Genomic DNA, 13736 nt, shown 5'->3' on the forward strand with positions numbered 1-13736 from the left:
AATGAGCTTGGTTTCACCGAGATTTACCCTTGCTGAGGGGTAATATGGACAAAAAACAAAGCCTCGAAACCTCATAGAACACTTTAAAGATTACGCTGACGATATTTTGAGGTTCTTCTACGGTTTTAAAATGCCATTTGACAACAATCTCTCCGAACGGGATATCCGAATGATGAAAGCCAATAAGAAAATCTCGGGTTGTTTCAGAAGTTTCGATGGCGCAAAATTCTTCACGAGAACCCGCAGCTTTATCGTCACCGCTCGAAAACAAAATGTCAATTCCTTCAAGGCATTGAAGTGGTTTTTTTTAGAACTCTAAGCTACACTGTCTTAGCCTGAATGGACACATAAGTACCTGATCATTAAAAGGCTCAGCAACAGCAATGCTTCAATTCTAAAAAACCCATCAGTTCTTTCGGACCCGCCCCTAAATAAAAAAATGTGCCCGGAGCGAGTAACCTTTTTTACATGGCCCAAATCAACCTGAAAACCACACTGCAATGAAAAATCTATTCTGGGGCATAGCCCTCCTGCTGGCCACTACGGCTGCTGCTCAACCACAAGCCGGAAACCAACCGGTAATGTGCATTGACAACCCTGACCTTCTTCTGGAACTCAAGCATCGGGTAGCACCACCGGTACCATCTGCTGAGGCAGAATTCTCCGGGCTGACCAAAAAGATAGCTCAGGATGCATTCGCTAATTACCTGCAGCATTTAGCTGAACTGCACGCCTGTTGCCCGAATAAGTACACCGAAGAGATGTGGTACTTACACGGAGCCGATCTGACCTTTACTAAAGAAGAGCTTACTCGCCTGGTAGAAGTCCCACGCTTCAGGTAGTACCTGTCCGACATTCACTCATTCATTTCAATCAAATATCATCTTTTATGAAAATTCGAATCCTTTCCATTGCCCTGATTTTGGGCAGCCTGTCCTTCCTGTCTGCACAGGATATGTACCTGCCCGTCTCCACCACTTCCAAAGCGGCCAAAGCGGCGTATATAAAGGGCATACAGGCGACCGACAGCGCGGATCTGCCTACTTTTTATGAAGCCATGAATACCGCGTTAAAGTCAGATCCGGACTTCTTCATGGCCTACGCTTATCTGGCGATAGCGGAGACCTCCTTTACGCAATACGAAAAAGCAGCCCCCCACATCAAGTCGGCTCTGGCCATTGATGCTACCGGACTCAACAAAGGCGAACTGATCCTGCGCAAGGCTTTGCAAACATTGGACAAAGACCCAAAAGCCGATGTGGCCAAATTTATGGCTTCCCTGACCGACGCCTACCCCAACAATGCGCAAGCCTATGGGCTCGCCGCTATTTCCGCTTCCTGGATTAGCAAAGACCCGCAGGCTTCAGTGAAGTATACACAGCAGGTCATTGAGCTACGCCCTGAATTCGGAGGCAGCTATAACACGCTGGGCTACAACTACATGGCACTCGGTGAGATGGAAAAAGCCAAAGCCGCTTTTGACAAATACCTCGAACTGTCCCCGAACGAACCCAATGCCTACGACAGCATGGGCGAGTATTACATGGTAGCTAAGGACTATGCCAGGTCGGCGGAATACTACGATAAAGCCGCTAAAATGGGAATGGAACTTGCTGAAGAACGGGCGGAGAAGGCACGGGAAGCTATGAAGGCAGCCGGAAATTAAAGTAGCGCTGGTCGGGCGCTGTAAACTCGTCCGATCAGCGCAAAACGGGAAAGCCGAAAACCGATTACAACAGGTACCAAAAATTAAGATCATGGATTTGAAAGTCATTGGACTAGGCCTTGGCAGAACCGGGACCTATTCCCTAAAAACGGCACTGGAAAGCCTGCAACTCGGGCCTTGCCACCACATGGAGCGCGTGGCTCAAAACATGCCCGTGCAACTGCCACTGTGGAATGCGGCATTGAATGATATGCCCAACTTTGAGGCCATTTATGAAGGCATGCAAAGCGCCGTTGATTGGCCTACGGCTGCCTTTTACAAGGAGCTGTATGCAGCCTATCCGAAGGCCAGGTTTATTTTAACCCACCGAAGCAAAAAGTCATGGGCAGAAAGCTTTGGCTCTACCATCTACAAATTGCTTGCCGAGCGGGAAAAAGCTCCCGCGCCCGTACAGGAATGGCTCAATATGGTGGTGAAAGCGATTGGTAAATCAGGTTTCCCCATGAACCTTGATTTCGAGGGGCTGGCAGAGCGGTATGAAGCACACAACCAGGCAGTCCGGAGTTTTATCCCATCTGAGCAACTACTGGTATATCAGGTAAAGGAAGGATGGGATCCGTTATGCGAATTTTTGGGCGTAGCGACCCCTGCCACAGCTTTTCCCCGCACCAATAACCGGGAGGAGTTCTGGGAGTTGGTGAACGCTGCCACCAAGCCAACCCCCGCGGCAGAGTAGTACCTTAAGCTTGTTTGGTCGGCAGGCACCTAAAAAGCTCAAGCCGCTTCAGAGGAAGCAGAAGATTAAAATTTATCACCATAGTAGCCGGGTGCCAATATGGTACCCGGCTACTTACACCAAAACACAACATCATGCAAACCGTAGGTATCATCGGTGGCGCCGGCTTCATCGGCAGTTACGTCACCAAGCAATTTTTAGAAAATGGGTTCCTAGTTAAAGTATCGGCCACGGACATTTCCAACAGCGCGAAATACGCGCATCTGTCTGCGCTGCCCCATTCGGAGAACATGGAGCTCGTACCGCTTGACGTTCAACACCTGGACCAGTTGAAGGCCTTTGCCAACGGCTGCGACATCCTCGTGCACGGGGGCACGCCGTTTCAGTTGGATGTGGAAGATCCGCAGCGGGACCTGTTCGACCCCACCATCAAAGGTACGGAGAACTTCCTGCGGGTGGTCAGCGAAACACCAAGTGTAACGAAAGTAGTGTTCATCGCTTCGGTAGCGGCTATGAATACCAGCTTCCCGATGTTGCCCGCTGGCAAATCCGAGGGGGACACGGTCAGTGAAGCGGATCCTTTCCATTTCAGAGAAGAAGATCACCCATACGCGCAAGCCAAGTTTCTCGCCAACCGGGCCGTCGAGCAGTTCATCGCCGACAATCCCGATGCAGGTTTTGAAATCACCACGGTCTCGCCCGTGGGCGTCATGGGCGTGGCGCTGTCACAGCGGGAAGACTCCACCTCTATGGGCTTGCAGTATTTATTCAAAAACAACATCGCTCCGAACCCCTTCCTCGAGAAGCTCTACGAGCAGGATGTGTACTGGGCGAACGTGGACGTAGCGGACGTGGCCGAATCGGTCTACCAGGCAGCTACCCGCAGCAAACTGCATGGCAAGAACTATCTGATTTCCAGCGAGAGTTACCGCATATCCGACATCTCATTGATGTTGAACGGGTCGGCACCCGCCGGTACAGCCCGTCAGGTGTACAGCAACGCGATGGCTACCCGGGAGCTGGGCGTACAGTTCAAACCATTGAGCACGACTTTTGCCCGCTATGTGCAAGCTATGAAAGCGGCGAGCACTTAATCGGCCGGATGCTGAAAACGACTGGGCATGGAAGGCCTGAAGGCGGGCACCGAAAAAGCCGGGAACTGAACTTTTTCACTGTAGTTTTCGGGGGCGTAAACCAAATTGTCGCAAGTGGTAAGTGAAGATTGTAAAGTGCGACTCCGCTGGAGTCGGCGCTACATTTCAAGCTTAAGTTTTACTGATGTACGACCCCCGATAGGGGTCGACCATTAGTAAAAAACAGGCCTCCTCTTTTAATTGACGCCGCAGGTGTCAAACTTACCAAGAAAATAAGAGCTAATGCGACAATCCGGTTTGCGCCCGTTTTCGGATACCATTGAGTTAGGTGCAACCGAAATCAAATAACACTCAAAATGAAAAAAAAGAACCTTAACACACCTTCCCGAAGGGATTTCATTAAAACAAGCGCTGTTGGTGCACTAGGGTTGTCCACCGCGTTAGTGTCTTCGTGTACCGCATCAAAACCAATCGAAGAAAAGGAGTCCGGGGCCCTAAACGAAAGCAGCAAAAAGCTTTTATCGCTTTTTGATTTAAAATATCCATTTTTCCAGGCAGCACCTGGTGGTGAAAATTTGGCTATTGCGATTGCCAATGCAGGAGGAATGGGTTGCATTCAATTCACATGGACGTCCCCCGAGGATGCCTTCGAAACGGCCAAACGCCTGAATGAAGCAACAGATGGGAATTACTACGCGAATTATGTCCTCCATTTTGAGCCAAAATCATTGGATAAAGCTCTGGAAGCAGGTTGTAAGAATTTTCAGTTTTCATGGGGGGTTCCCAGCGCCGAAATTGTTTCACAAATCAGGAATGCAGGGGGAAAATTAGGCATACAGGTTTCAAGCAAAAAGAATGCTGAAAATGCCCTGAAATTAAGCCCGGATTTTCTGATTTGTCAGGGTCTAGAGGCTGGTGGGCACATACAAGCAACACAATACAACAAATATGCTTTGCCTCAAGTATTGGAAGTAGCTGGAGAAGTACCTGTGTTAGTTTCTGGAGGTATCAGTACAGGAGAGGATATTAGGGCGGCTATCTATAATGGCGCCGCCGGAGTTGTTATGGGTACTCGATTTATCTCCACTAAAGAAAGTAACCTAACTGATGGTTACAGACAAAAGTTGCTTGAAGCCGGAGAGAATAGTACGGTTTATACCCATTGCTTCAACTTGGAATGGAATGCCATGCATAGAGTGTTGAGAACGAGCACATTTCTCAATTGGGAAGCCGAAGGTTGCCCTCTAAATGGAAAAAAGCCAAGAGAAGGAGAAGTGATAGGAAAAACACCTTGGGGAGGTGATATTAAAATGTATTCGGGACGTAGGCCTGTGGAAGGTGATACTGGCGATTTAGAAAGCATGTGTATGTATGCGGGTGAAGGCGTAAGTAAAATAAACGATATTCCTACTGCAGCTGAATTAATAGAACGGCTTTGGAAAGAATTTGAAAATAAATAGAAAAGGCTACCGGGTCAAAGTCCTGGCCGCCAATATTCTTAACACCGCGAAATACGCGCACCTGTCCGCGCTGGAACTTGGGTGTGCCATTACTTAACAAAAACACTTTACAACTATGAAAAAGCTATTATTCTGCGCCACCCTGCTGGGCTGCACCACGCTGCTGCAAGCGCAATCCCCGACGGACGAAGCCGCGATGCATAGCCTCACCCGCCAGTACATGGCTGCTTACAATGCAGGCGACCACGCCGCCCTCCAAGAGATGTACACGGACGACGCCGTACGCATCGATACGGAAGGCAAGCGGATTGAGGGGCCCGAAAGCATCGCTGCCGCCTTGGCCGAACAGCTACGGGCAAATAACGCCACCCTACTGGTCCGTCAGAACAGGCTGCGCTGGTCGGATGCGGAGTACGCATTTGTCGCTGAAGGCACTTACGAAGTTTACGGTACCCCAAATGTCTACAACATAGCGATTGATGTCACTGGCCAATACGCCAACACCATGCTAAAAGAGGACGGCGAGTGGAAGATCGCCAAATCCGTACTGATGGATCCCGCAACGGAAAACGTGGCGGTCATCGACGGGCTGTACCAAGCCTTCGCCAAGGGGGATATCCCCGCCGCCCTGGAACCGATGGACGCGGATATCGTCTGGAACGAAGCCGAGAGTTTTCCCTACGCGGATAAGAATCCCTACGTCGGCCCCGAAGCTGTGCTGAACGGCGTCTTCGCCCGCATCGGCGCCGAGTGGGAATACTGGAACCTGACCGACATCGAACTGCACGACGTGTCTGGCAATAAAGTGCTGGCCACCCTGCGCTACAATGCCAAGCACAAAGCAACGGGCAAGACGATCGACTCGCAAACAGCCCACCTGTGGACGCTGCGGGATGGCAAGATCATCGCCTTCCAGCAGTTTACGGATACAAAACAAGCCGCCGCAGCGGTGCGGTAATCCCTAGGCCCGGCTTCACAACAAAACACACATTTTCAAACCAAATAATTTTCAACTTATGAATAATTTCATTTTGCTTACCGCATTGCTCCTGACCGCGGTCAGCATGCAAGCCCAAACTATCGACACTGAGATAGCCGCCCTAGGCAGCGCCTGGGAAGCCGCCTACGAGCGCGGCGACGCAGCCGCCCTGGCCGCAGTACACGCTGAAAAGGTGGAGATTGTCAACGCCGATGGCAGCCTTAGTACGGTCACCCGTGCCGATATAGAAGCGAATTGGGCAAAAACCTTTGCCGGCAACACAGGCACTATTGAGTTTGCTGACGATATGGCCGCCACCCTGCTTTCCGACGGCAAAGCGAACACCAAAGGCAGTTTCACGCAAACAATGACCAACAAGGAGACCGGCGAGACTACGACCTTCAAGGGCCATTTCGACCACCATGCTGTAAAGGTTGATGGCCGATGGCTGTTGAGCCGCCTAAAGGTGAGCCCGCAGTAAGCCCAATGCCGCCGTTGGAGTACTCACAGGGAACTGCACGGCGGCCATCAATAAATTGAGATACCAGGGTCAGTGTAGCGGAAAAAAGGGCTGTTTTCAACCACGCTCTCTAGTAATCCTATCACTTCTCCAGGCATCACTGCCCAGGCCCAAGCTTAGAAAAACGCGGAATTCTCGTATCCTACTACATAGAATTTAGCTGAATTTCATGTATTAGCAAGTCGTTTTCCTACTCTAGATACTTTTTCATTAGCGGCATCCCGAATCAAATCACTCCCCCTCCGTCAAAGGGGTAATCATAATATGCGCCCGGTGCGTGCCCGGGTTCATGATCCAGGGGTGATGAGGCTCCACAGGGCGCTCTGGCAGTCCGGTAGATGCAGCAGTGGCGAAGGGCATATAAACCACGTAGCGGTACTGCGCCTGATCCACCTCGCCCGTAGCCGGGTCGTAATTGGATTCCGGGCCGTAGTAAAGGTGCAAGGTGGCTCCCGTCTCCCCCATTTCGAGCTTGCCCGCCTTTACTTCCTCCTCCCGCATATCAAAAATTTCATTGGCATTCTTACCTGCCTCCCGCAGTTCCCTTCCCCGCGCCATGAAGGGCTCAAGGCTATGGTGGTAGCAGGCCGCATTGAACCCTTTCTGTTTGGGGTTATCGACCAGGCAGATGAATTCGTTATTCCCTTCTTTGAACGTGACGAATTCGCCAGCCATATTGTAGCCAATTACCTTCACACCTTCCCGGCTGGCTTCGGGGGCAGCCATCAGGGCGGTGGCCATCAGCGCCTCATCAGAATCGATAGGTTGGTAAGCTACAAGGCTGTCTTCCGGTTCAGCTTCTGCGTTGGCTTCAACTTCCTGCGTTTCCTGGGCATTGCAGCCCAATAGGAGACCAGACAGCATAACCAGAAATAGTAAGTTTTTCATGGCTTTGATTTTTGGTTAGTTTCCTTGAAGATAACGGTTTTGAGGATAAAGTCGCTGGTCTTTTGCACAAATTCCAAATGGTGCTACCTTGCAGGGTACAAAGATTAAACCTAATGACGATACCGGAAGACCTGGAAGGAACCAAGGAACTCATCCTGCGCGATTTTGACCTGCAGGAAGGCGAAGAGCCCATTGCCACCGAAGAAGACCTCCTGCGCCTGCTGGCCGATCAGATAGCCGGAATGATTGAGTATAACCTGGAGGTGCTGCTCAGTAACCTTTACCGCCTCGACGTAAAAGAAGCCAAGGTCAACTACGCCCTTTCCCCCCAATGTCCGGAACCAGCCAATGTGGCCCTTGCACGCCTTGTGCTGGAGCGCCAAAAGCAGCGTGCCTATACCAAAAAACACTTTCAGCAGCCGGATTTGGGGGACTTGGGCGGGCTGGAGTTGTGAGCATATCGCTGTGGAGTGCCCCCAATAGAAAAGGGCAGCCACCAATTACTGGCAGCCGCCCCTCATCCTAGTCGCAAAAGCCAATTTAATCTTAGATGTCGGCGAAGTGTTTCACCAAGTCGCGCGTAGTGATGATGCCCACCACCTTAGTACCTTCCACTACAGGGAGGCACTGAATACGGTGGCGCGCAAACAGCTCTGCAGCCTTTTGAATAGAATTGGCCGGGCACAGGTAAACAGGGCTGCTTGTCATCAGGTCAGCAACCGTCAGAGACTGATCAAGAGGAATCGAGCCGTCGGCACTATTGAATAGCCGCCGGCTAAAACCACGCATCACGTCATTGGCACTGATGATGCCGATCAGCTTGCCAGCCTTATCCGTGACCGGCAAGTGATGAATATCCATCTCGGCGAAGAGCCGGGCGATTTCAGCGAAACCTTGTTCCGGCTTCGCAAAGAGGACATTCCTGGTCATGATATCGCTTACAGCGACCGTGGAGGTGGTCATACGTTATGTTTTTCGTTGTAGTGGCTTTCGGAGGAAGCACCTTTGCGGTTCTGTTCACGTAGTGCCCAGTGGTCCGTGGAAGTGGTTTGCATCCAAATGTTGCCGGACTTGCGGAAGACTTGCACGTTGAGCCCAAAGCGCTCGGCCATCAATTGCTCAAAAGAAGCTACGGTCATGGAAGAGTCGATTTCAAAATCTTCCTTATTGTGGACCTCCCGCACAAACTTGAGCTGTAAGTTGGTATCAATGCGCTCTTTGACCGGAGAGCCTTCACCAGATTGGTGCGCTTGTTTATAAAATTCGATCTTTAACCCGGGGAATTCCCGGTGAAATTCGGCCTGGATGTCCCGTATGGTTTTGCTATCTGAAATAATCATGGCATTGACTTTTGCTGCGCAGCGCCTGGACTGCACCTGATTTGGTTAAACTTGGCAAAGGCTGAGGAAAGGGCCGCCAAAATAAAATTTGGCGGCCTCCCGAAAAACTAACCTCACTAAATAGAGTCTTTATACCCGGTTAAGGTATTGTATCATTTGATCACAAGGGTCGGGATATGCTCGTTGATCGCAAGCAGCTTTTCCGTTACACTGCCCAGGAGCAGTAGCTCTACTTTGGAATGCCCCTTGGCCCCCATGACAATCATGTCAGCTTTTTCTTCTGTGGCGAACTCCATCAGGTACTGGGCAATGCCCGGTGATTCCTGCATGATGAGCTCGATGCGGATTTTATCCTTATGGTCCGGGAAATGCGTATTCAGGAAGGCCTCAAAGGCTTCTTCATGGTCTTTCCGCAGCATAGCCTCAAACTGAGCCCGGGTACGCTGTATCTTGTACACGCTGAGGTTGGGCATCTCGTAGATATTGACCGCAATAATCTCAGCGGGCGTCTCCAGGCTTTCGTTTAGAGACAAGGCCGTGCGCATGGTATTGATGGAATGCGGCGAGAAATCAATCGGTACCAGGATGCGCTTGAGTTGCACCTTGGAACGGTCGGGTACGATCAGGGTATTGCCAGGTGCACGGCGGGCCAGGTTCTTGGCCAAAATACCGTGACGGCTTACTCCGCTCTTCTGCCCAATGATGACCAGGTCGGAATCTACGTCTTTGGCATCTTCCAGCAGTTGCTCCAGTGGAGAGCCTTCTTTGACGTCAAATTCAACATGCATACCTTCATGCGTACTCATACGAGCACGGATTTCACGGTCCATCTTAGTGACGACCTCATCGTTAATCTCATAATTACTGACCACGCCGTCCGCTTCGCGGCCGAGCACAGAGTTGATGATATCAAAACGAGGCAACACATGCAGGAAATAAATGGCCCCGGTAGGCACCTGATTGGTCAGAAAGTCCAGGTACTCCAGGGTTTTGTTGTCGGTGCTTCCCAGCTCCAGGGCAAGCATCCCCTGCCGAATCTGGAAAGGTTCGATTCTTTGGCTTTTGCTTGTACTCATTGTGGCTTGGCTTAAGGACATCATAATGGTTAGGAATTTTCTCTATGCCAAATGTAGGCTTAGTCCATATCAGTTGTAATGACAATAATCAAAGCAGCAGGATGACTTTTATCAAATGGCTGTACCTTTGCGATAAAAGCAGGCAGCATGGAGCTTATTTACGCTTTAGACATCGCGGGGACGTTCGTATTTGCCATTAGCGGAATGCTAACGGCAGCCAATAAGCGGTTTGATCTCTTCGGGGGATTTGTCATTGCCTTCATCACAGCTGTGGGTGGTGGAAGCGTCAGGGACATGCTCATCGGGGCGACACCTGTGGGCTGGATGCAGGACCTCAACTACCTGATCGCCATCGGTTGCGGGGCTTCCTTTGGTTATCTTTTCCAGCCTTATATCTACAAGCTTAGGCGTACGATGTTTCTATTCGATACGATCGGGATTGGCTTGTTTACCATTCTGGGGCTCACCAAGACGCTCGATTTTGGGGTTTCCCCAATTATCGCGGTCATGATGGGCACCGTATCGGCGGTATTCGGGGGCGTTATACGCGATACCCTCTGCAATATAGAACCCCTGATTTTCAGAAGTGAAATTTATGCCACGGCTTGTCTTGCTGGTGCAGTGCTTTTTCTGATCTTGCAACAAACCGGACTGGCGTACGACTACAGTGTGATGAGCACCGTCCTGTTCATCATTGCCTTGCGCATCGGGGCCGTACGCTATCACTGGGGCCTGCCCGAAGCCGGGCGCAGTGCCAACCCGTCATCTGGCAGCTAATCCATAGCAGGGGCTGCCCGCTATTGCTTTGCCGGCCGCCGGAACAGCTCGGGCAGCATCAACCCCAGCCCTACCATTATAGAGACATCGGCAAAATTGAAGATGCCGGTACGGAGGCTGGGGAAACCCATATTCATAAAGTCTACTACCTGATTGTAAAGCAATCGGTCGTATACGTTACTGATACCCCCACCCAGAATGAAGGCGAAGGCCAGGATTTGCAGCTTGCTCAGGTTTGGCGAAAAAAGGGTGTACCCAAGCAAGCCAATCAACAGCAGGACCGGCAATACCTTCAGGCCCCAGTACCTGAGCTGTTCTGACATATCAGCGCCTAAGCTGAGGAACGCCCCCCGGTTTTCAACAAAGGACAGGCGGAAGAAATCACCCAGGTAGGAAATCTGCCCGGCGCTCATAAGCTGCTCCCGGGCCATACTTTTGGTGACCTGGTCGAGCACAATATTGGCAATAACAACGCCTAGTACCAGTGCTATACGCTTTCCATTGATCGTGATATCCATCATTAATATTCAGTTTTGTCTGTTTTTTTAGCCCAAAGTGCCATTACTTTCAGGCTTTCTGTGCGCATGCACTGTTGGGTAGGAATACGCCGGTCTTCTATGGAGCGATTGATCTCCTCATAAATCATTCCATCATCAAAGCCGACTGCACTTGCATCATCCCGGGTGCAGGCGTAGACCATGCGGGCAGGGCGGGCCCAGTAGATGGCACCCAGGCACATTGGGCAGGGCTCACAGGAGGTGTACAGCGTACAATCGTCCAGCTGAAAGCTCCCTAAATGCGTACAGGCAGCCCGAATGGCGACCACCTCAGCGTGGGCAGTCGGGTCGGTATCTGCCAGTACCCGGTTTTGCCCGCGCCCGATGATGATACCGTCCTTAACCACAACGGCTCCGAAGGGGCCGCCCAGCCCTTCTTCCACGCCTGCCTTAGCCAGCTCAATCGCCACACTCATAAAATCCTGATCTGACATACTGGATTTTTGCCTGCAAGATACAATTTACGCAGGGAGATGGAAATTGGTATATTTAGGCCAACGAACATCCAACAACAAAATGACACAACCTTTATTTACCAACGATGCCATCATTCTCGGGCTGCTCATTGTTGTGCTCGCCCTGGTTTTTGTGACCTCCAGCAGCGATAAGCCCGGCTGGAAGAAATTCTACACTTATGTTCCGCCCCTGCTGCTTTGTTACTTCCTGCCAGCCCTGCTGCACTGGCCTCTGGGGCTCATCGCGCCCAGCTGGTACGACCTCGGCACACTGGCGGAGCACTTCCGCGAAAGCGGCATAGCCCCTAATCTGCCCGATCATGCTTCCTGGAGCACGCTGAAGCAGATCATTATGGATCAGAATATCCCCAAAGAAGAGCTCAAAGGGTTTGTGGTCAAGTCGCAGTTGTACTTTGTAGCTTCCCGCTACCTGCTGCCAGCCAGTTTATTGCTCCTCTGTCTGGGCATCGACTTCAAAGGCATCCTCAACCTGGGGCCTAAAGCCCTGATTATGTTTTTTGCTGCTACGCTGGGCATCATCCTTGGTGGGCCAATCGCTCTGTTGGTCGTTGTCAATGTTTTTCCCGACCTCATCCCGGTGACTCATGACGAGCTCTGGCGCGGACTGTCTACTGTGGCCGGTAGCTGGATCGGAGGCGGTGCCAATCAGACCGCTATGAAAGAAATTTTTGAGGTGAAGGATAACCTCTTTGCCTCCATGATTGTGGTGGATGTGGTGGTGGCCAATATCTGGATGGGCTTTCTGCTCTACGGGGCCAGCATTTCCGACCGGCTTGACCTGAGCCTCAAAGCTGACAACAGTGCCATTACTGACCTCAAGCAGCGGGTCTCCGACTATCAGGCCAGTGTAGCGAAGATCCCCACCACAACGGAGACCTTCATACTGCTCGCCGTAGCGTTTGGCGGTGTGGCCCTCGCCCACTGGGGAGCCGACGTAATCGTGCCGATGGTAAGCCAATTTAAAGCCGCACTGGAAGCTGCCCGCCTCAATTCGCTGATGTCTGGTTTCTTCTGGCTGATCGTCATTGCCACAACTATGGGGTTAGGCCTGTCCTTTTCTAAAGCAAAGCAGCTGGAAGGTGTGGGCGCTTCGCGCTGGGGCAGTGTCTTTATTTACATCTTGGTTGCTACCATCGGTATGAAGATGAACCTGGGCGAGGTCCTACAAAACCTTGGCCTGTTTGCCATTGGCATCGTTTGGATGCTGATTCACATCACCACCTTGCTGATTACGGCTAAGCTCATCCGGGCGCCTTTCTTCTTTGTAGCAGTGGGCAGTCAGGCGAATATAGGCGGTGCAGCTTCCGCTCCTATCGTGGCATCAGCCTTTAGCCCGGCTCTGGCACCGGTGGGGGTATTGATGGCGGTACTGGGCTATGCTTTAGGCACCTATGGCGCCCTGATTTGTGCCTTCCTCATGCAAGCGGTAGCCGTTGGCTAACAAAAGAGGTTTTTTATTGCTATCTATTCAAAACACAACCCCTTCTTATAAATATAATACAGCTAAAATACCTTCTTTTTAAAATTATCAAAAACCCATCTTTCGAAGCAGACTTTATTGCGAATATGTCAATGAAGTCTGCTTTATTTTAACCACCTTCTATTTATTTTTATTTTTCATTGATAAGTTTGCAAAAAAACAAGGCTTGTTTTAGATTTGTAATATCGAAAGCAGCAAAAGTGTTGCAAATTTCTAAAAATACTGTGAGGTGGCGAAATTGGCAGCCGCGCCCTCCCGTCTCGGGGGTGGAGATTTTGGGATTAGCTTTAACCAGTGAAACCACTCCGTGCAGGTTCGAGTCCTGCCCTTACAGCAGTTTACAGGATGGTGTTAGTCCAGGTATAGTCAACACCATTTCTTATGCTAAGCGACGAGCAATCAATAACTGTCGGTTTCCCAAGAGCGCTTTTTCCTTTATCCGGCGTTGAAGAACCGCCTGCCTTAGCGCCACTAAGGTCGGGAATCCCGCCATGCTGCAGGGCAGGCTTTGGCTAAAGAAAAAATCGCTAGTGCCTCAAGTCATAAATCTCTGATACTTAAGTTGAAGTTATTTTTCGACTAATCAAGGCGAAGGTTCGCGACTTTAGCCCGAGCTAAAGGAGCGGTTCTTCAACGAAGAGTAGGCGGAAAAGAACGAAACTTGGGGTGTCAAGGATTTATGGCTTG

General features: G+C 50.8%; 16 protein-coding genes, 1 tRNA gene and 1 pseudogene. 12 read left to right on the plus strand and 6 right to left on the minus strand.

The genetic code is table 11. The features are described from left to right. Positions 1-64: 64 nt before the first annotated feature. The 8 genes and pseudogenes from RIC19_RS11100 to RIC19_RS11135 form a co-directional block, all read left to right on the plus strand. Positions 65-319 (plus strand): annotated as a pseudogene (locus RIC19_RS11100) (IS66 family transposase); the annotation flags it as partial. Between the two features lie 181 nt (positions 320-500). After that, on the plus strand, positions 501-842 hold the full coding sequence (locus tag RIC19_RS11105; RefSeq protein WP_350178388.1) for a hypothetical protein: 342 nt from the start codon (positions 501-503) through the stop codon (positions 840-842). Between the two features lie 47 nt (positions 843-889). After that, positions 890-1666 carry a tetratricopeptide repeat protein gene (locus tag RIC19_RS11110; protein WP_350178389.1) on the plus strand — a complete coding sequence of 259 codons (777 nt, stop codon included), beginning with the start codon at positions 890-892 and terminating at the stop codon, positions 1664-1666. 91 nt (positions 1667-1757) lie between these two features. After that, positions 1758-2402, plus strand: coding sequence for a sulfotransferase family protein (locus tag RIC19_RS11115; protein WP_350178390.1), 645 nt, complete (start codon positions 1758-1760; stop codon positions 2400-2402). A 134-nt stretch (positions 2403-2536) separates the two neighbouring features. Then, positions 2537-3496 (plus strand): NAD-dependent epimerase/dehydratase family protein, encoded by a 960-nt coding sequence (locus tag RIC19_RS11120; protein WP_350178391.1) that lies wholly within the window; start codon positions 2537-2539, stop codon positions 3494-3496. Positions 3497-3852: 356 nt separating this feature from the next. Continuing rightward, positions 3853-4956: an NAD(P)H-dependent flavin oxidoreductase gene (locus RIC19_RS11125; RefSeq protein WP_350178392.1), complete on the plus strand. Its 1104-nt coding sequence runs from the start codon at positions 3853-3855 to the stop codon at positions 4954-4956. Positions 4957-5071: 115 nt separating this feature from the next. After that, entirely contained in the window at positions 5072-5914 is an 843-nt protein-coding gene (locus tag RIC19_RS11130; RefSeq protein WP_350178393.1) for a nuclear transport factor 2 family protein, read from the plus strand. Between the two features lie 58 nt (positions 5915-5972). Beyond that, positions 5973-6416 (plus strand): SgcJ/EcaC family oxidoreductase, encoded by a 444-nt coding sequence (locus RIC19_RS11135; RefSeq protein WP_350178394.1) that lies wholly within the window; start codon positions 5973-5975, stop codon positions 6414-6416. Positions 6417-6686: 270 nt separating this feature from the next. Here RIC19_RS11135 and RIC19_RS11140 read toward each other — a convergent pair whose 3' ends face one another. Beyond that, positions 6687-7343: a hypothetical protein gene (locus RIC19_RS11140; RefSeq protein WP_350178395.1), complete on the minus strand. Its 657-nt coding sequence runs from the start codon at positions 7341-7343 to the stop codon at positions 6687-6689. A 113-nt stretch (positions 7344-7456) separates the two neighbouring features. Between RIC19_RS11140 and RIC19_RS11145 the strand changes: the two genes are divergently transcribed. Then, a complete protein-coding gene (locus RIC19_RS11145) occupies positions 7457-7798 on the plus strand; it encodes a hypothetical protein (RefSeq protein WP_350178396.1) in 342 nt (113 codons plus the stop codon). Positions 7799-7889: 91 nt separating this feature from the next. Here RIC19_RS11145 and RIC19_RS11150 read toward each other — a convergent pair whose 3' ends face one another. From RIC19_RS11150 to RIC19_RS11160, 3 genes are all read right to left on the minus strand, one after another. Continuing rightward, a complete protein-coding gene (locus tag RIC19_RS11150; protein WP_350178397.1) occupies positions 7890-8306 on the minus strand; it encodes a CBS domain-containing protein in 417 nt (138 codons plus the stop codon). Next, a complete protein-coding gene (locus tag RIC19_RS11155; RefSeq protein ID WP_350178398.1) occupies positions 8303-8683 on the minus strand; it encodes a hypothetical protein in 381 nt (126 codons plus the stop codon). Before RIC19_RS11155 ends, RIC19_RS11150 begins: the two co-directional genes overlap by 4 nt. Before the next feature lie 152 nt (positions 8684-8835). After that, positions 8836-9759: a universal stress protein gene (locus RIC19_RS11160; protein ID WP_350178399.1), complete on the minus strand. Its 924-nt coding sequence runs from the start codon at positions 9757-9759 to the stop codon at positions 8836-8838. A 147-nt stretch (positions 9760-9906) separates the two neighbouring features. Here RIC19_RS11160 and RIC19_RS11165 point away from each other — a divergent pair, with 147 nt between their 5' ends. After that, positions 9907-10536: a trimeric intracellular cation channel family protein gene (locus RIC19_RS11165; RefSeq protein ID WP_350178400.1), complete on the plus strand. Its 630-nt coding sequence runs from the start codon at positions 9907-9909 to the stop codon at positions 10534-10536. Positions 10537-10556: 20 nt separating this feature from the next. Here RIC19_RS11165 and lspA read toward each other — a convergent pair whose 3' ends face one another. Together lspA and RIC19_RS11175 are read right to left on the minus strand one after the other, a co-directional pair. Next, on the minus strand, positions 10557-11057 hold the full coding sequence (gene lspA / locus RIC19_RS11170; protein ID WP_350178401.1) for a signal peptidase II: 501 nt from the start codon (positions 11055-11057) through the stop codon (positions 10557-10559). Next, complete coding sequence (locus RIC19_RS11175) at positions 11057-11527, minus strand: nucleoside deaminase (protein WP_350178402.1); 471 nt, start codon at positions 11525-11527, stop codon at positions 11057-11059. Before RIC19_RS11175 ends, lspA begins: the two co-directional genes overlap by 1 nt. 82 nt (positions 11528-11609) lie before the next feature. On the opposite strand from RIC19_RS11175, the gene RIC19_RS11180 reads away from it, so the two are divergent. Both RIC19_RS11180 and RIC19_RS11185 read left to right on the plus strand, forming a co-directional pair. Next, complete coding sequence (locus tag RIC19_RS11180; RefSeq protein WP_350178403.1) at positions 11610-13010, plus strand: DUF819 family protein; 1401 nt, start codon at positions 11610-11612, stop codon at positions 13008-13010. A 262-nt stretch (positions 13011-13272) separates the two neighbouring features. Next, positions 13273-13383: transfer RNA gene (locus tag RIC19_RS11185), tRNA-Asp, on the plus strand. The last annotated feature ends 353 nt before the right edge of the window (positions 13384-13736 follow it).

It is taken from the genome of Phaeodactylibacter sp., assembly GCF_040219495.1.
Taxonomy (GTDB): Bacteria; Bacteroidota; Bacteroidia; order Chitinophagales; family Saprospiraceae; genus Phaeodactylibacter.